This is a genomic window from Bradyrhizobium sp. UFLA05-112, from assembly GCF_053572325.1.
This window is the reverse complement of sequence record NZ_JBANBK010000087.1, coordinates 1-16,003: the sequence shown is the minus strand read 5'-3', so window position 1 is coordinate 16,003 and position 16,003 is coordinate 1. Positions and strand designations below refer to the sequence as shown.

The following is a 16,003-nucleotide window of genomic DNA, read 5'->3' as shown; positions in this document are numbered from 1 at the left end:
ATCAAATGCATATTATCGATCGTCTGTTCTCTTGCCTCGTTCTATTCCTTGCAATCGCAGCCGTCCCGGTGCTTCCCGCGTTCGCTGCCGAAACCTGCCCATTCATCAGCGCCCAGGAGCTCACCGGCGCGATGCCGGCGCTCAAATGGTCGCTGATTTCAAATCAGGACGGCCGCGGCTGCATCTACCAGGGCGGGCGCGGCGACACGATGATGTTGACCGTGTTCCGCAATCCCGACAAGGATCGCGCCAAGGAATTGTACGCGACTTTCGTCAAGACGCTTGGCGAGCGCATGCCGCTCAACGCAATGTCGGGGATCGGCGACGAAGGCCAGGGTGGAACGAGCGCCGCCGGCGCGCAGCGCCAGGAGGCCTCGGTCGTCGCCTTGTCCGGCGATTACATTCTGCAGATCAGCGTCTATCCGATCGGCCGGCGTGCAGACGATGCGCTGCTCGGACCGCTCACCGAAGTCGCGCGCGTTGCCATCGGCAACGTAGGCAAGACCAGCGAGCGGTTCGGCAATTGCGAATGGCTCACTACCGCGGATGCCGACGGCTTTCTCGACAACAGCACGCTTGTCGTCCAGCGGACCGGCGCGGGCAGCTGCATGATGTTCGATCGCGAGGGCAACACCATGGTCGTCGCGGTGATCGCGATCTCGCGCGACACCGTCATCAGCATGATGAAACGCACGGACGCGTGCCAACACGTGGCGATACCAGAGCTCGGCAGTGAAGCGTTCGGCGAGCATTCCTGCACCAAGGGCAACGGCAACGCCGTCAACATCTATGTCTGGAAGAACGGCAGGCAGGCTTCGATCCTGTTCGCGCCGGTCAAGCCGCATCCGGAGTCCGGCTCGGTCGAGCGCCTGAGGGCGGTCGCCGGGCGAGTCTATGGAAAACTGTAACGCGTAAGCTCCCGCGCCATCGACCACCACCATCTTCCACGTCCCCGCCTCCTGGCGAGGTGGTTTCGACACCTCGAATGTCGAACGCGCAGACCTTACGCGTCGGCCTCGCTCGTCCTCTCGGCCCATTCGGCCGGCCCCTGCTCCGGCTGTAGCGGCGCGTCATTCGCGGCCATTTGATCCAGCGCTCGCAACAGCGCCGCGACCAGCGCCGGCTTGCGCAGGGGTTTTGCCAAGAAGTCAGACATCCCTGCCTCACGGCAGATCTTGACGTCCTCCGGGAAAGCGTTGGCGGTCAGCGCGATGATCGGCAGCACCGCGAAGCGACCGCCCGGCGCGCGGATCGCCCGCGTCGCGGCTAGGCCGTCCATCTCGGGCATTCGCACGTCCATCAGCACGACGTCATGGTCGCCCTCCGCGGCGGCCTCGACCGCCTCGACGCCGTCGATCACGACGCGCAAGTCGACGTCGAACTCGCCGAGCATCTTGCTTACGACCATGCGGTTGACGGCGTCATCCTCCGCCACCAGCACCTTCAGCGGCCGATCGAGCGCCGCGATGCGGGCCGTGAGGTCGTCGGCTTCGTTGCGGCCGGCCTCTCTGTCGGACAGCAGGGCCTGGCTCCAAGGCAGCACCAGCGCGAAGCGGAAGGTCGAGCCCTCGCCCGGCGTCGAACTGACGCCGATCGTGCCGCCCATCTGCTCGATGATGCGCCGGGAGATCGCCAGGCCCAGCCCGGTGCCGCCGAAGCGTCGGCTGATCGAGGCGTCTGCCTGCGCGAAATCGGCGAAGAGCAGACCGACCTTCTCGGGCGCGATGCCGATGCCGCTGTCGGTCACGGTCCACTCGACGGTCGCGAGCAGGTCGCGCCGCACCTGGCAGGTGGCTGATATCGTCACCTCGCCGGCATCGGTGAACTTCACCGCGTTGGAGGCGAGATTGAGCAGCACTTGCTTGATCCGGGCGACGTCGCCGCGCAGCGCCGGCGGCACGCTCGGATCGAGCGCGACCTTCACCGTGAGGTCCTTGGCCTTGGCACTGGCGCGCACGATTGTGGCAACCGTCTCGACCAGCGCCTGTGGCGAGAAATCGATCGCCTCGAACTCGAAACGGCCGGCCTCCAGCTTGGAGAGGTCGAGGATGTCGTTGAGGATGCGCTGGAGATTGTCGCCGGATTCGCGGATCGTAGTCACGGCCTCGCGCTGCTCCGGATCGAGCGAGGTCTCGAGCAGCATGCTGGCAAGCCCGAGCACACCGTTCATGGGCGTGCGGATCTCATGGCTCATCACGGCGAGGAAGTTCGATTTCGCCCGGTTTTCGGCCTCGGCCTTTTCCGCGCGCCAACGCTCGGTGATGTCGCGGCCGAATCCGCGATAGCCGAGGAACTGGCCGTCGCGATCGTAGGACGGCTTTGCCGTCAGCGACCACAGCCGCGCCTCGCCGCCGGCAACGACCTTGATGCTCATCTCGTGCAGCGGCTCGCTCTGCTCCATCAGGCCGACGATGTCGTAGGCGGTGCTCTGGTCCTCGGGACAGAGCATGTCGAGCACGTCGGCGAAATGCGCGCCCTGCAGCAGCGGCAGCGGCATCTGCGCGACCGCCGCGAAGCGCTCGGGCACGTGCACCAGGTGCCCTTCCGCATCGGTCTGCCACAGCCAGTCGCTGGCGTTCTCCTGAAACTCCTTCAGCAAGAGCGAGATGATCTCGGTCTGCCGCTCGAGCGCGAGCTGCGCCTTGAGATTGCCGAGGAACAGATTGCCTTGCGAGACGATGTTGCGCGCCATGAAGAACGCGAACAGCAGCAGGAACACCGCGGTCACCAGATACGGCCCGCTGCCGCACAACAGCAGCGCACCGACGCAGGCGAGCGTGATGGTGGCGAGATAGACGAGGCACGCGCGCGGGAAAGTCGAGAGCGTGAAGGCGCCGCCGGAGATCATGCCGACCATCAGGCAGGCCAGGATCAGCTGGCTGGTCGGCCCGACATGGCTGAACAGAGCGATCGGCAGCATGCCCCAGATCGCCGCAAGGAAAAACGCCTGCCGCATGATCTGCCGTGTGGCCCGCGGTGAGGCCTCCTGCGGCGGATGAACGAGAGAGCGCTGCCATGCGCGCAACGCCAGTGCGGCAACGGTCGTGATCGTCAGTCCCCAAACGACGAGGAATCCGTTCCAGCCCCTGCCCCAGAACATGATCAGCACGATCGCGACCGTGAGCATGTTCACGGCCATGGTCACCGGGATCAACTGCGTGACCGCATCGACCTGCCTGGCCCGGATGCGGCGCATCTCGCGCTCGCTGAGATCGGCCGTCAGGCCGTCCTCGATCTCGAAGCCGCCGAGCCAATAGAGGAACGCGCCTATCAGGCCGCTCCGCGGTTCATTGGTATCTGGGGAATTGCCGGGCCATCCCATCCGTCAGGACCTTTTTCGGCATGAATGGCAGAGCTCCTGCTTAAGCCGGGTTAATTTCTTGGGAGATTTCGAGCTTCCCGGCGGCCCATCCTTGACGGCTGCGTTTGCAGTTTGTTCTAACGGTGCCCCAGCCTGGAGTATCCCCCTCATGACGATCCGCATCGCCACCTGGAACGTGAACTCGGTCCGGCAGCGGATCGAGCATCTGATGACCTGGCTGAAGGAGTGCGCGCCCGACATCGTCTGCCTCCAGGAGATCAAATGCGTCGACGATGCCTTCCCGCGGCTGGAGATCGAGGCGCTCGGCTACAACGTCGTCACCCATGGGCAGAAGACGTTCAACGGCGTGGCACTGCTGTCCAAGCTCAAGTTCGACGAGACCAAGTCAGGGCTTGCCGGCGATGATGAGGATGCGCACGCCCGCTTCCTCGAGGGCGTGGTGACGCTGAAGCAGGGCGTCCTGCGGATCGCCTGCCTCTACCTGCCCAATGGCAATCCGGTCGGCACCGAGAAATATCCCTACAAGCTCAAATGGATGTCGCGGCTTCTTGAGTATTCGAGGGAGCGTCTCAAGGCCGAGGAGCCGCTGATCCTCGCCGGCGACTTCAACGTGATTCCCGCCGCCCGCGACGTCCACAATCCCGCCGCCTGGACCGAAGACGCCCTGTTCAAAGCCGAGACGCGGGAGAGTTTTCAATCCCTGCTCGGCCTTGGGCTCACCGACGCGTTGCGGGCGGTCACCGACGAGCCCGGGCTCTACACTTTCTGGGATTATCAGGCCGGCGCCTGGCAGAAGAACCAGGGCTTGCGGATCGACCATCTCCTGATGTCGCCGCAGGCGAGCGACAAGCTCGCCAATGTCGGGATCGACAGCTATGTGCGCGGCTGGGAGAAGCCGTCGGACCACGTGCCGGTGTGGGCGGATCTGGATCTCGAGGCGGCGTAAGGCTGCCGATCAGTCGCGACTGTTAGTCTCGCCGACCCTGCACCCACTGCTCGAGCATTTGCAGGCACATCGCGCGCTCGTCATCGGAGGCTTTTGTGATGGCGCGATTGTAGCTTTCCTTGATCCAGGTCTCGTCTGGACCCGCGCTATCACGCGCCAGAGTCAGCCACATCAGGCCGCGCGCGGCTTGCCGCGGCAGGCGATCGCCATTGAACAGCATCTGCCCGAGCAGCGCCTGTGCCTCGTGCTGGCCCTTCTGCGCGGCAAGGCCCAGCCACCGCGCACCTTGCGTAAAGGCGTCGCGCGAGGCGTCCGGCGATTTCAGATAGAGCCGGGCAAGATCATACTGCGCGTCGGCGTTGCCGAAATAGGCCGCCGCGTAGGAGAACAGCTCACGTGCCCGCTCTGCATCCGGCTTCACCTTCGAGTTGGGGATGCCGTTGAGGTAATAGCGGCCGAGCGCGACGAAGGCGTTCGCCACCATCGGCGCCTGCGGCAGCGACGGGCTGTCGGTCGCATGTGCGTTCACGAGCCGGCTGAAATAGTCAAAGGCGCGCAGATCATCCTGGGCGACGCCCTCGCCATTGGCGTACATCCGCCCAAGCTTCCACTGCGCGATGGGGTGACCGCCCTCTGCGGCGTATTGCAGTGCGGTGAAGGAAGCATCGGGATTGGTTGCAGGCGGTGGCACGCCCTTGCGCAGCGCCGCGGCGCTACCCGGCGCCGGTGAGACGACCGGGATGGCCGCATCCTGCGGATTGACCGGCGCACCGTCGAAGGCGAGCGCCGGCGCGGCCAGCGCGGAGACCCCCAACACAAACGCAACTATGGTACGCCTAGATGTCCGCATAGCACTGTTTCTCGTGCGCGCCGCCCGGATGGGTCACTGCCCCGCCGATCGCCGGTCCTACCTGCTGAGCATATTTCCACAGCGCACCCGACGTATAGTTAGTCGCGCGGGAACGCCATTTGGTCTTGCGTTGAGCCAGCTCATCGTCGCTCAATTTTACGTTAAGAGTGCCGGCGACCGCGTCGATCTCGATGATGTCGCCGTCCTCGAGCAGCCCGATCGGGCCGCCGATCGCCGCCTCGGGGCCGACATGGCCGATGCAGAAGCCGCGGGTGGCGCCCGAGAACCGGCCGTCGGTGATAAGCGCGATCTTGCCGCCCATGCCCTGGCCGGTCAGCGCTGCGGTGGTCTGGAGCATTTCCCGCATGCCGGGACCACCCTTCGGCCCCTCGTAGCGGATCACGATGACTTCGCCTTCCCGGTAGGTGCGCTTCTGGACCGCCTCGAAAGCGTCTTCCTCACGGTCAAAGCACCGGGCTGGGCCGGTAAACCTGAGGTTGGACATTCCCGCGACTTTCACGATCGCACCTTCTGGCGCCAAATTGCCCTTCAGACCCACCACACCACCGGTAACGGTGATCGGCTTGTCCGCCGGATGCACCACGTCCTGGTGCGGATTCCATTTCACGCTCTTGAGATTTTCGGCGATCGTCCGGCCCGTCACAGTGAGGCAATCACCGTGCAGGAAGCCGTTGTCGAGCAGCGTCTTCATCAGAAGCGGGATGCCACCAACTTCAAACATGTCTTTGGCGACATAACGGCCGCCCGGCTTCAAATCCGCGACATAAGGTGTCTTTTTGAAGATTTCGGCGACGTCGAATAAGTCAAACTTAATGCCGGCTTCATGCGCGATTGCAGGCAGGTGCAGCGCAGCATTGGTCGAGCCGCCGGAGGCCGCGACCACGGCCGCCGCGTTTTCCAAAGATTTGCGGGTGACGATGTCGCGCGGCCGGATGTTGTCAGCGATCAGGTCCATTACCTTCTCGCCTGCGGTCATGCAGAAGGCGTCGCGGATCTCGTAGGGCGCAGGAGCGCCGGCCGAGTACGGCAGCGCAAGCCCAATGGCTTCCGAAACCGTCGCCATGGTGTTGGCGGTGAACTGCGCGCCGCAGGCGCCCGCCGAGGGGCACGCCACGCGCTCGATCTCGTCGAGGTCCTCGTCGGACATGGCGCCGACCGAGTGCTTGCCGACGGCCTCGAACATGTCCTGAACGGTAACCTGCTGCCCGCGGAAGTTGCCGGGCAGGATCGAGCCGCCATAGATGAAGATCGAAGGCACGTTGAGACGGATCATCGCCATCATCATGCCAGGCAGCGACTTGTCGCAGCCGGCGAGCCCGACGAGGGCGTCATAGGCGTGACCGCGAACCGTCAACTCGACGGAGTCGGCGATGCATTCGCGCGACGGCAGCGAGGAGCGCATGCCGTCATGGCCCATGGCGATGCCGTCGGTGACAGTGATGGTGCAGAACTCGCGCGGCGTGCCGCCGGCCGACGCCACGCCCTTCTTCACCGCTTGCGCCTGGCGCATCAGTGCGATGTTGCAGGGAGCGGCTTCATTCCAGCAGGAGGCAACGCCGACAAAGGGCTGGTGGATCTGCTCGGTGGTCAGACCCATGGCGTAGAAGTACGAGCGATGGGGCGCACGCGCAGGGCCTTCCGTCACGTGACGGCTCGGCAGCCTCTGCTTGATGTTCGTCTTGGCGTCCATCGTGAACCAGTTTCCTCGGTCAACCCTTGTCAGACCCGGAAAACAACGCCCAAGATTTGAATGAACCCTGGGATTTTTTCCTTCGCTGTTGCGAGCGCCGCAGCCCTGAAAAATTTATGGAGATTTTATTCATGGAGGGGTGTGGCCAAAAAGCGGCGCGGATGAGAACGAACCGCAATGACGGTTAAATCCGGAACAAGTGTTGCTTCGATAGCACAATCGTGGCTCCCGAGACACGATCAAGACTACCTTGATACCATCGGAAGATCACTTGGTCACAACCCCCGGTGTTGAGGCGTGCTGCGTGCATCCCAGTTCAGGCCTAACCATGAATATTCCCCCTAGCTGAGTCGCAGCTCATGACGGATGATCAGAAGAGGACGAGTCTTCTCGTTCCCGCGGCGCGCTTCGCCGACCGCCGTGCTTGCCCTACTGACGCCGCCGTGGAATTCGCAACCGACCTCACAATGGCGAATGCGCCGACGGATCCCTCGCATCGGGTGGGCGCGATCGACGCGTTGCGGGGGTTGGCACTGTTCGGCGTGCTGGCGATCAACCTCGAGACCGAGTTTCGCGTATCGATATTTCGGCAGCTTCTCCTCTCAAGCCCGGACCCGACGCTGAACGGCGTCGTCGACGCGGCGCTCGCGCTGTTCGTCGACATGAAGGCGTTCGCACTGTTCTCGCTCCTGTTCGGCGTGGGCCTTGCCATCCAGTTCGACCGGCTCGGCACCTCGCCGCAACGGGCGCGCCTCCTCGTCCGGCGGCTGCTCGTGCTGCTGCTATTTGGGGTGATCCACCTGGTCCTGATCTGGAACGGCGATATCCTCACCGAATACGCGCTGGCCGGCCTGGTCGTGCTGCCCCTTCTATGGGCGCCGCGCTGGATGATCGCGATCGCGGCGGCAATCATGCTGATTTTTTATGTGCTGCAACCGGTGCTGCCGTCTCTCATCGCCTTCCCCGATCGGACGACCCTGGCAGCGCTCGTGAGGACAGCGAACCAGACTTACGCAAACGGAAGCTTTGCGGAGGTGCTGGCGCTGCGCCTGCAGGAGCTCCCAGCCTTTCTGCCGCTGCATCTCTACGTGTTTCCGCGCACGATCGGCCTCTTCCTTGTGGGCATTCTATGCTGGAGAGGAAGGCTGTTCACTGAGGCGGCCGGACGCCGAAATCTGCTGGCGATCGCCGGCCTCGCGGCCATCGCGGGCGGCCTGCTGTTGGCGCGGCTGGCGCACCCGTCTGCGACTTCGGCCAGCCAGATCGTCCTGGCGTCGGGATACGCCGTCCTGGTGATCGCCGCCGAACGGACGTCAGCCGGCGCAAGGCTGCTCCGCTTCGCCGAGCCGGTCGGACGCATGGCCTTCACCAACTACATCGTCCAGTCGGTCGTGCTCGGCTTCATCTTCTACGGCTATGGCCTCGGACTGTTTGGCAAGCTCGGCTCGGCGGTCGGCCTGCTTCTCGTCGTGACGATCTACGCCGCACAGGTGGTGGTGAGCCGGCTTTGGCTTACGCATTTTGCCTACGGACCGATCGAATGGCTGTGGCGGGCGCTGATGTACGGCCGGGCGCCGGCGTTTCGGAACGAAGGGGACCGTCGAAAAGCATCGCCCTTGGCCTCCCGTCTCCGATGAAGAGAGCCTTGTCGGATCACGCGCGAGCAGCGCTCCTCACCGGGCGCCCTTCAGCGTACAGGCAGTCGTGCAGGTCACCGTCGTGCCGCGATCGCAGGACTTGCAGGCGGCGACGCACTGATTCATGTCCCTGGCATTGTAGGAGCTGTAGCTGCGCAGCGGGCAAACAGCGGTCGAGCCGGTGATGTCCTGCTCCGGCTCGCAGGCCGCCGTCATGAGTGAAAGCAAGATGACTACAACAGCCCGCATGGGATGACCTGCAAAGGACAGTTCCTGGAGCCGTTGCACGGCAATAGGCTCCAGCATTCCCAGCTGTGAGGAATCGTGGCGCGATCAGCCCTCACATCCCCAGAGGATGCGCGCCAAGTGTTAAGAACGGCTTTCGGCCCGCGTCACGCCGCAGCTTTGGGCGCGATCGCCCGCCGCGCGTCGGCCGCCAGCTCGTAGTAGTGATCCGCGAGCTTGAGGTAGAACTCCCGCTTTGCGCTGTCGGTCGCCAGCTTGGCGATCAGCTCGCACTCGGCGGTGAGCGTCTCAAACCGTTCCAGCCTGTCCTGAAGTTCCGTCATCGGCGTGTCCCCGTAAAACGCCTTCGAAGAGGATCAGCGTAAGCTCACGAAATAGGTCACGGCCAACATCGTTATCTGACTAAATCAATTTTTTACCCAGCGCGGTCTCGCCCGAAGCGCGCGTCGGGTTTACTGCATCTCAGGGATGCTGGAGCGCCGCACGATTGCCGGCAGAGAACGCAGCCTTACGCGCGGATACCCTTCGTCGAGGGCTGGATCGTCAGACGGTAGGCCACGAAGGCGAGACCGTCGAACTTCTCCACGACCTCGTCGCAGGCCGGGCAGCGGTATTCGCCGGTCGTCGGCGGCTCCGTCGCCAGCTCAAGCCGCCGAAAGCCCGCCTTGCAATGCGGACAGATGACATCGCCCTTCTTCATGGATCACTCCGTAAATTCACGGGCGCCTTCATAGCACACCTCGAGGCGGAACCTGGACCGGCTCAACTCATTCGGAGCAACGCGTCTGGATCATTTATGCTCCATCCGCCAGGCGCCGTCCCAATCGGCGGTGGGTGGATCTGCCTGGAGCCTGTCGAGGCGGGCGAGCAGTGTACGTGACGGACCATCGCCGGGAACGCTCTCCAACGCCGCGTTGAAGGCGTTCCGGGCCTCGTCCCAGCGGCTACCGCGGTACGCCGCAAGCCCTTCGGCATAGTGCGCCCTCAGGCTGATCTGCTCCTGCGGGAGCGCGCCGGCCTTGCCCATCACCTCGAACACGGGCTGCGGCATGCTCTGGCCGACAACCGCAAGGCGGTCGATCTCGCGCAGCTCGAGGCTTACACCGAGCGCCGCGGCGGTCGCCTGCGAGATCAGGATGCGGGTGCCGTAAAATTTGTTCGCCGCCTCCAGCCGCGAGGCGAGATTCACCGCATCGCCCATCACGGTAAAGCTCATCATCAGCTCCGAGCCGATGCTGCCGGTCAGAACCTCGCCGGTGGCGATGCCGATCCTGAGGTCGCATGGCGCCGGCATGGCGCGGATGCCGAGGAGATCGGGGAGCTGCTTCTGAAGCGCTGGCACCTGGTCGGCCATGTCGAGCGCGGCATGGCAGGCGAGTTGCGCCTGCTCGGCCTCCTCGATGAAAGGCGGGCCCCAATAGGACATGATGGCGTCGCCGATATATTTGTCGATGACGCCGCGGTTGGCCCGAATGGGTTCCGACATGACCGTGAAATAGTGATTCATGACCTTGACGAGACCACGCGGAGTCATGCCCTCGCTCATCGAGGTGAAGCCGCTCATGTCGCAGAACATGATGGTCATCACACGCCGCTGGCCGTCGACCGCGACCTCGGGCCGGTCGATCAGCCCCTGCACCACCTTCGGGTCGATGTAGCGGCCGAAGGTCTCGCGGATGCGCTCGTTGCGGCGGAGCTGCTCTATCATGCGGTTGAAGGCGGCGGCGAGCTCGCCGATCTCGTCCTGCGTCGACACGCTGATCGTATGGTCGAAGCGGCCCGCCTCGACCTCGCGCGTGCCGGCGAGCAGCAGCCGCACCGGACGCGTGATGCCGCTCGATACCAGGAGCGCGAAGGCGAGCCCGACGATCGCCGCAAGCAGAGTCACCAAAGCCGAGATAACGATCGTCTGCGTCTGGTGGCGGATCACCGCCCTCGTGCTCGCGAACACCTGCCCCAGCATGTCGGCGCGGATCGTGTCGATCCGCTGGTTGAACACATCGCGCAGCGTATCGACTTGGGTCATCGTATCACGCGCCGCGGCGAAGTCCTTTGCGTCGAGCTGCTTCAGCAGCCTTGTGTCGGCCTCGGTGAGCTCGCGGCGCAGCTCCGAAAGAGCGTTCTCGATCCTGGCGTCGATCCTTCCGAGCGCAGCGTTGTCCGACGGCGTGCTCTCGTCCTCGATGATCGCGTTGATCAATTTGCGCGCAGCTTCGGCCTCCTTGACGACCAGCGCGTCCGTCTGCCTGTAGTCGCGCAGGCGGGCCGCAAAGCCTTCCTCGTCCGGTGGCGTCTGCATCTTGGCGATCACCATGCGCCGCAGCGCCAGCGCCCGCTCCAGCGAGCGGACATTGGCACGCGCCAGGTCGCCATAGGCGGGAATATACCGGTTGGTCAGCTCATCGAGGAGATTGCCGACCCGGCTCGACATCACCATCGACAGGATCGAGGTGACCACCATCAGCACGATCAGGCCGAGGGCGATGCCGACGATCTTGCGCCTGATCGATTGGTTGAAAATCGGCATGGCGGGCTTGGGTCATTTGGGATTGAGGAACCTTGCGACTCCATACACCGGAACCGTAGCCTGAAACACGCGCAATCTGGTCTTGAAGGCTGCTTCGCAGGGGTTTTTGCGATAGCCGCTGGCGCAATCCATCAAAGGTTAACACGCATTTACGATTTCACGGAGCGGCCCGTGCCATGCTGAGCGTGAGTTGCAAAAGCTCTCAGGTTCGATTTCGGCGGCATTTTTGCCGCAATGTTGCCGGAGCGTGACATGGATCAAACGAGGCCGTGCTATCGTTTGAGTCGCTCAAGCCCGCATCACGTCGCGGATCTTGGTTTGTGCTGATGGTTTCGCAGGGGGACCATGGAATGAACCAGTGCCTACGCTCGCTTGCGTGTTTCCTCGCCATGGCTGCACTTGCGCTCGTCTCGACAGAGGCGGCGGCGAAAGGCCATAACAAGCAATCCGGTCCGAAAAAGACGCATGAGGCGAAGGCCGGCAAGCAGCGCAGCGCTGCGGCCAGCAAGCATCGCCACAGCAAGCATGCCGAAGCGAAACGGAAATCGAAGAAGCAGGACGAGGACCCCTCGGAGAAGCCCTCGAGGCCGCCGCTGACGGGCGACCTCGCCGCGCTGAAGGACGCGATCGATCTGGCGCGCAAGGCCAAGACCGATGACGCCACCGCGGCCAGGAACCGCATCGCCGATCCCGCCGGGAAAAAGCTCGCCGAATGGTTCATCCTGCGGCACTCAGAGACGACCGCCGACTTCAATCGTTACGTCGCGTTCACTGCCGCCAATCCGGACTGGCCGAGCATCGCCTCGTTCCGTCGCCGCGCCGAGGCGCGGCTCTGGCAGGAGAAGAGCGATGCAGCGACCGTGCACAAGTTCACCGCCGACCGGCCGCAGAGCCCCAAAGGCAAGTTCGCGCTCGCGCGCGTGCTGCTGGCCGAGGGCGATCGCGACGCAGCCGCAAGGCTCGTGCGTGACGCCTGGCGCGCGGAGGAATTGTCCGAGCGCACCGAGAGCGACGCTTACGAGACGTTCGGCGAACTTTTGACCGCGGATGACCATCGCGCCCGCATGGACAAGCGGCTTGGCGCCAGGGACTACGGCGCGGCACGGCGCGCCGCAAAGCGTCTCGGCAGCGACGAGCTTGCCATCGTGAAGGCCTGCGCCGCGGTCAGCGGCAAGGAGACCAAGGCCCAGGACTATCTGGAGGACGTGCCGGCGGATGCGCGCCGCGATCTCGGCTACACGCTGTGCCGCGCACAATGGCACATGCTGAAAGACCGCATCGACGACGCGGCGCAGGTCATCCTCGCGGCCTCTCCCGACACCATGGCGCTCCAGGACACCGATGCCTGGTGGCGCGAGCGCCGGCTCCTGGCGCGCAAGCTGCTCGACCAGGGCAGGTTCAGGACGGCCTACGACGTGGTGCGCGCGGCCGCCGTTCCGGCGATGGAAGTCTACCGCATCGACTATCACTTCATGTGCGGCTGGATTGCGCTGCGCTATCTCGACGATCCCAAGACGGCGCTGACGCACTTTGCCGCCATCGACGGCGGCTCCGCCAACCCGATCGCGCTGTCACGGGGGCACTATTGGCGCGGCCGCGCGGCGGAAGCCCTGGGAGCAGCCGCCGACGCGCTTCGGAGCTACCAGGTGGCCGCCCGTTATTCGACCGCCTATTACGGCCAGCTCGCACGCGCAAGGCTCGGCCTTGAACGCATCGATCTGCGCGCGCCCTCGCCCGTGCTCGCCTCCGACACGGCACAGCCCTCGGATGAGCGCGTGCGCGCGGCCGACATGCTCTACGAGGTCGGCGAGCGCGACGTTGCGTTCTCCTTCGTCGCCGATTTTGCCGGAGAGAGCACCGACGTTGCCGCGCTCGAAGCGCTCGGCGAGCTCACGGGCCGGCGCAACGACGCCCACGCGATGCTGGAGATCGGCAAGCTGGCGCTCGCTCGCGGGCTCGCGCTCGACCACTACGCCTTCCCGACCATCGGCATTCCCCCGCACAAGCAGGTCGCACCCGAAATCGAGACGAGCGTGATCTATTCGGTGGTGCGCACCGAGAGCGCGTTCGACCAGCGCGACAAGTCGCCAGCCAACGCGGTCGGGCTGATGCAGGTCACGCCGGAGGCAGGGCGCGACACCGCCAAGCGGTTCGGCGTCAGCTACGACTGGGATCGCATGGTCTCCGATCCCGTCTACAACACCCAAATGGGTGCGGCCGAGCTCAGCGCGCTACTGTCGGAATACCGCGGCAACCAGATCATGACCTTCGCCGGCTACAATGCCGGCCGTGGCCGGGTCAGGGACTGGGTGCAGGCGCACGGCGATCCCCGCGACCCCAAGATCGATCCGGTCGACTGGGTCGAGCGCATTCCGCTGTCCGAGACGCGGAACTATGTCCAGCGCGTGATGGAGAACGTCCTGGTTTACCGTGCCCGGTTCGAGAACGCCGGCGCGGTGGCGGCGAAGTCCGACGGGCGCGTGGTGACGCAGGAGGTCCGCGCAAGACCTGCAGCGGCAACGCCTGCGAGCTTCACCGGCGCGGATTGACTCTCGGATTGAGCCTTGCCTTGGATCGACTTTGATTGACTTTTGGAGCCGTGGGTGGGCTAGCGAAGCGTGACCCACCACGATGTGGAGGGGGCGTGGTGGTTACGCCATCTGCTAACCCACCCTCGCTGGTCGACGCCTCCGGGGCTGGACGAGGCGCCTCTCAGGTCTGGTGACTGCGGCCCCACGCGGGCTCAATTGCGTGGCTCGCTATCACCTCCTTCCATCGCCATCAGGTCGTGAGCGCCCAAACATGCGTCGGTCAATACTCGCGAGAAAGTCCACATCTGTATCGTAGAGCTCCAGCACGACACCGCCCCCAGGACTGCGAGGACTTCGATGACGCGACTGGCGACGGTCGCGATGTTTTCGGTGGCCCGCGTCCCTGTGAGACCGGGCATCGACCATTCCATCATCAGCGTCGCGAGCTCGTTTTGGCGGTAGCAATCATGGTCACAGTACCGGCGCTGCGTTCGCGCATGCCGGATATAGCCCGATTGGAGCGGCTGCGAGCAGGTGCTGCACGCGGCCTCGCGCGACGGCGGCTCGTGATTGACCACCACGAACTTCATGAGGCCGCCCTCGCGCGCTCCTGCCGCTCCGCCCCGGCCTCACGAAGCAGCGCGTAGCATTCATAGTCGCAATAGGGCAGACGTGTTCCGATCTCTCGAAGATAGCTGCCGCGGATGCGCTCGCAGCACTGCAAGCACCAGGTTTGCCGGAACGGCGTCCTATCGTTCACCAAGACGAAGGCGAACCTCATGTGGCACCTCCCAATGCGAAGCAGTAGACAGTATCCAGCGGAGAAAGCGCGGGAGGCGGCGCGCAAAGATGGTTGCGGCCATCCGGGTTGTCCCTGTTCCGCTCTACCTTCTGGGCAGGGACCGGGATGTATTTGCCGTCTTCCCGGCGGCGAGCGTAAAGCTTGCCGTCTTCGTACCTGATGTCGGTCGGGTAGCAGTCTGCGTTGTTGCAGCAGCTGAGCGCCGGGTTATCCGGCATGTGCCAGGTCGAATAGAACTTTTCGTGCAGAGCCTGATCCTGAGGAGGATGCTGGCGATGGGCCGCACCTTGCCCTACCTCCTGCGCCCGGACCGCCGCAGTGAGGCCAAGGAGGAGAACGCCCGATAAGAGAAGCTTGCACGATGGGTTCACACGCAGCCTCATGGATCAGAATTGCTGAACGGCCAACCTCTCCGGCTAAAACTTACGCCACTTGAGCTCGAAACAACCAACGGCGGTCGCGTTCGCTGCGCGCACGGAAACGATCGAGGCACTTCTTGGAACAAAGCGCGGTTCGCCAGGAATAGTATCGGATCAAGCCAAACTGCCTGTTGCAGACGGCACAGCTCTGGTCTGAAAGACGGCGGTCAGACTGCTCGCACTCAGACTGCTCGGACTTGTCGCACATTGTTCTCTCCCTCGTTCGTCGACCTGCTCCCTTCTCTGGACAGCAGACGCGTAATGGATCGCGGGAATCGCCGTTTCGTTATTGCGGCACGCACAGATGAAGCGCGGCGTAAGCGTCGTTGCGGTCCGCCAGATCCTGCGGAACGTACGGGCAGCGAACGCAGAGTTTCACTCTCATGGCGACATCCCGAGCAACGCAGCCGCTTGGCCTTTCGTCCTGCGTCCGTCGGTGAGACCGCTTGAACCCTGCGCCTGAGACCCGGTTCTTTCGCGATCGCCGCCAGCGGCAGCACCATCGACCTTTCCCGATCGGTCATGAGGCTAGTCCGTCAGCCACAACATTCTCAATTGTACGGAGGTAAATGACCGACATGACTAGGGATGGGCGAGCTATACCTAGGTTTGTCCCGTAGTCGCCCGGGGTTTGCGCCAATGCTCTTCGCAACGAGACGGCGCACGATGCGCCGGCTGCACGGCTTCCGCGAATCGCTGGCCAGCATAACCGCGCTTCGTTCGCGGCGGGCCGCATAGCGAGCCGCAGGTCCGAAGGCGACACGTCGTGCCCTTGCCATCGACCCGACTTTGGTCGGGGGGAATTGCCGACGTTGTTGCAACGTGGTCTACTTGCATTCACCGCAGAGATGACCCGAGACTGTCTGCGATGAAGCCTGGCCAGATAGCACAAATCTGGAAGTCAGCAGCGCAATTCGTCTTCGGTTGCGTTGTGCTGGCGCTGGTGACCGCGGCCTGTTTCTTCCTCCAGGTCGGGCTCGCCGCGACCGCGTTCTGCTATCTCGTGGTGATC

At 64.1% G+C, this 16,003-nt stretch carries 14 protein-coding genes; 5 read left to right on the top strand and 9 right to left on the bottom strand.

Annotation, left to right across the window (positions count from 1 at the left end; all coding sequences use genetic code 11):
- The first annotated feature begins 5 nt into the window (after window positions 1-5).
- Window positions 6-908, top strand: coding sequence for a hypothetical protein (locus tag SO180_RS34545; RefSeq protein WP_449383291.1), 903 nt, complete (start codon window positions 6-8; stop codon window positions 906-908).
- Between the two features lie 95 nt (window positions 909-1,003).
- Here SO180_RS34545 and SO180_RS34540 read toward each other — a convergent pair whose 3' ends face one another.
- Window positions 1,004-3,322 carry an ATP-binding protein gene (locus SO180_RS34540; RefSeq protein WP_449383290.1) on the bottom strand — a complete coding sequence of 773 codons (2,319 nt, stop codon included), beginning with the start codon at window positions 3,320-3,322 and terminating at the stop codon, window positions 1,004-1,006.
- 148 nt (window positions 3,323-3,470) lie between these two features.
- On the opposite strand from SO180_RS34540, the gene xth reads away from it, so the two are divergent.
- Window positions 3,471-4,268 carry an exodeoxyribonuclease III gene (xth, locus tag SO180_RS34535; RefSeq protein ID WP_449383289.1) on the top strand — a complete coding sequence of 266 codons (798 nt, stop codon included), beginning with the start codon at window positions 3,471-3,473 and terminating at the stop codon, window positions 4,266-4,268.
- A gap of 22 nt (window positions 4,269-4,290) precedes the next feature.
- On the opposite strand, the gene SO180_RS34530 is transcribed toward xth, so the two are convergent.
- Both SO180_RS34530 and ilvD read right to left on the bottom strand, forming a co-directional pair.
- Window positions 4,291-5,118, bottom strand: coding sequence for a tetratricopeptide repeat protein (locus tag SO180_RS34530; RefSeq protein ID WP_449383288.1), 828 nt, complete (start codon window positions 5,116-5,118; stop codon window positions 4,291-4,293).
- Complete coding sequence (gene ilvD, locus SO180_RS34525) at window positions 5,105-6,829, bottom strand: dihydroxy-acid dehydratase (protein ID WP_449383287.1); 1,725 nt, start codon at window positions 6,827-6,829, stop codon at window positions 5,105-5,107. Before ilvD ends, SO180_RS34530 begins: the two co-directional genes overlap by 14 nt.
- A gap of 359 nt (window positions 6,830-7,188) precedes the next feature.
- On the opposite strand from ilvD, the gene SO180_RS34520 reads away from it, so the two are divergent.
- Window positions 7,189-8,466, top strand: a complete 1,278-nt coding sequence (locus SO180_RS34520; RefSeq protein WP_449383286.1) for a DUF418 domain-containing protein — start codon at window positions 7,189-7,191, stop codon at window positions 8,464-8,466.
- A 36-nt stretch (window positions 8,467-8,502) separates the two neighbouring features.
- Here SO180_RS34520 and SO180_RS34515 read toward each other — a convergent pair whose 3' ends face one another.
- The 4 genes from SO180_RS34515 to SO180_RS34500 form a co-directional block, all read right to left on the bottom strand.
- The gene (locus SO180_RS34515) at window positions 8,503-8,715 is read right to left on the bottom strand and encodes a hypothetical protein (RefSeq protein ID WP_449383285.1); all 213 of its coding nucleotides are present in this window, start codon (window positions 8,713-8,715) and stop codon (window positions 8,503-8,505) included.
- A 143-nt stretch (window positions 8,716-8,858) separates the two neighbouring features.
- Window positions 8,859-9,035, bottom strand: coding sequence for a hypothetical protein (locus SO180_RS34510; RefSeq protein WP_449383284.1), 177 nt, complete (start codon window positions 9,033-9,035; stop codon window positions 8,859-8,861).
- Window positions 9,036-9,220: 185 nt separating this feature from the next.
- Complete coding sequence (locus SO180_RS34505; RefSeq protein ID WP_449383283.1) at window positions 9,221-9,412, bottom strand: hypothetical protein; 192 nt, start codon at window positions 9,410-9,412, stop codon at window positions 9,221-9,223.
- Between the two features lie 90 nt (window positions 9,413-9,502).
- Window positions 9,503-11,239, bottom strand: coding sequence for an adenylate/guanylate cyclase domain-containing protein (locus tag SO180_RS34500; protein WP_449383282.1), 1,737 nt, complete (start codon window positions 11,237-11,239; stop codon window positions 9,503-9,505).
- 350 nt (window positions 11,240-11,589) lie between these two features.
- On the opposite strand from SO180_RS34500, the gene SO180_RS34495 reads away from it, so the two are divergent.
- Window positions 11,590-13,788 (top strand): lytic transglycosylase domain-containing protein, encoded by a 2,199-nt coding sequence (locus SO180_RS34495; RefSeq protein ID WP_449383281.1) that lies wholly within the window; start codon window positions 11,590-11,592, stop codon window positions 13,786-13,788.
- Window positions 13,789-13,982: 194 nt separating this feature from the next.
- Here the strand turns inward: SO180_RS34495 and SO180_RS34490 are convergent, their stop codons facing one another.
- A complete protein-coding gene (locus SO180_RS34490; protein WP_449383280.1) occupies window positions 13,983-14,360 on the bottom strand; it encodes a hypothetical protein in 378 nt (125 codons plus the stop codon).
- Window positions 14,357-14,551, bottom strand: coding sequence for a hypothetical protein (locus SO180_RS34485; RefSeq protein ID WP_449383279.1), 195 nt, complete (start codon window positions 14,549-14,551; stop codon window positions 14,357-14,359). The genes SO180_RS34490 and SO180_RS34485 overlap by 4 nt, the downstream gene beginning before the upstream one ends.
- Window positions 14,552-14,619: 68 nt before the next feature.
- Here SO180_RS34485 and SO180_RS34480 point away from each other — a divergent pair, with 68 nt between their 5' ends.
- Window positions 14,620-14,919 (top strand): hypothetical protein, encoded by a 300-nt coding sequence (locus tag SO180_RS34480; RefSeq protein WP_449383278.1) that lies wholly within the window; start codon window positions 14,620-14,622, stop codon window positions 14,917-14,919.
- The last annotated feature ends 1,084 nt before the right edge of the window (window positions 14,920-16,003 follow it).

What these genes read in the sequence shown, in the direction of transcription:
- SO180_RS34545 (WP_449383291.1), top strand. Translation starts at nt 6, where the DNA reads ATGCATATTATCGATCGTCTGTTCTCTTGCCTCGTTCTATTCCTTGCA.
- SO180_RS34540 (WP_449383290.1), bottom strand. Translation starts at nt 3,322, where the DNA reads ATGGGATGGCCCGGCAATTCCCCAGATACCAATGAACCGCGGAGCGGC.
- xth (WP_449383289.1), top strand. Translation starts at nt 3,471, where the DNA reads ATGACGATCCGCATCGCCACCTGGAACGTGAACTCGGTCCGGCAGCGG.
- SO180_RS34530 (WP_449383288.1), bottom strand. Translation starts at nt 5,118, where the DNA reads ATGCGGACATCTAGGCGTACCATAGTTGCGTTTGTGTTGGGGGTCTCC.
- ilvD (WP_449383287.1), bottom strand. Translation starts at nt 6,829, where the DNA reads ATGGACGCCAAGACGAACATCAAGCAGAGGCTGCCGAGCCGTCACGTG.
- SO180_RS34520 (WP_449383286.1), top strand. Translation starts at nt 7,189, where the DNA reads ATGACGGATGATCAGAAGAGGACGAGTCTTCTCGTTCCCGCGGCGCGC.
- SO180_RS34515 (WP_449383285.1), bottom strand. Translation starts at nt 8,715, where the DNA reads ATGCGGGCTGTTGTAGTCATCTTGCTTTCACTCATGACGGCGGCCTGC.
- SO180_RS34510 (WP_449383284.1), bottom strand. Translation starts at nt 9,035, where the DNA reads ATGACGGAACTTCAGGACAGGCTGGAACGGTTTGAGACGCTCACCGCC.
- SO180_RS34505 (WP_449383283.1), bottom strand. Translation starts at nt 9,412, where the DNA reads ATGAAGAAGGGCGATGTCATCTGTCCGCATTGCAAGGCGGGCTTTCGG.
- SO180_RS34500 (WP_449383282.1), bottom strand. Translation starts at nt 11,239, where the DNA reads ATGCCGATTTTCAACCAATCGATCAGGCGCAAGATCGTCGGCATCGCC.
- SO180_RS34495 (WP_449383281.1), top strand. Translation starts at nt 11,590, where the DNA reads ATGAACCAGTGCCTACGCTCGCTTGCGTGTTTCCTCGCCATGGCTGCA.
- SO180_RS34490 (WP_449383280.1), bottom strand. Translation starts at nt 14,360, where the DNA reads ATGAAGTTCGTGGTGGTCAATCACGAGCCGCCGTCGCGCGAGGCCGCG.
- SO180_RS34485 (WP_449383279.1), bottom strand. Translation starts at nt 14,551, where the DNA reads ATGAGGTTCGCCTTCGTCTTGGTGAACGATAGGACGCCGTTCCGGCAA.
- SO180_RS34480 (WP_449383278.1), top strand. Translation starts at nt 14,620, where the DNA reads ATGGTTGCGGCCATCCGGGTTGTCCCTGTTCCGCTCTACCTTCTGGGC.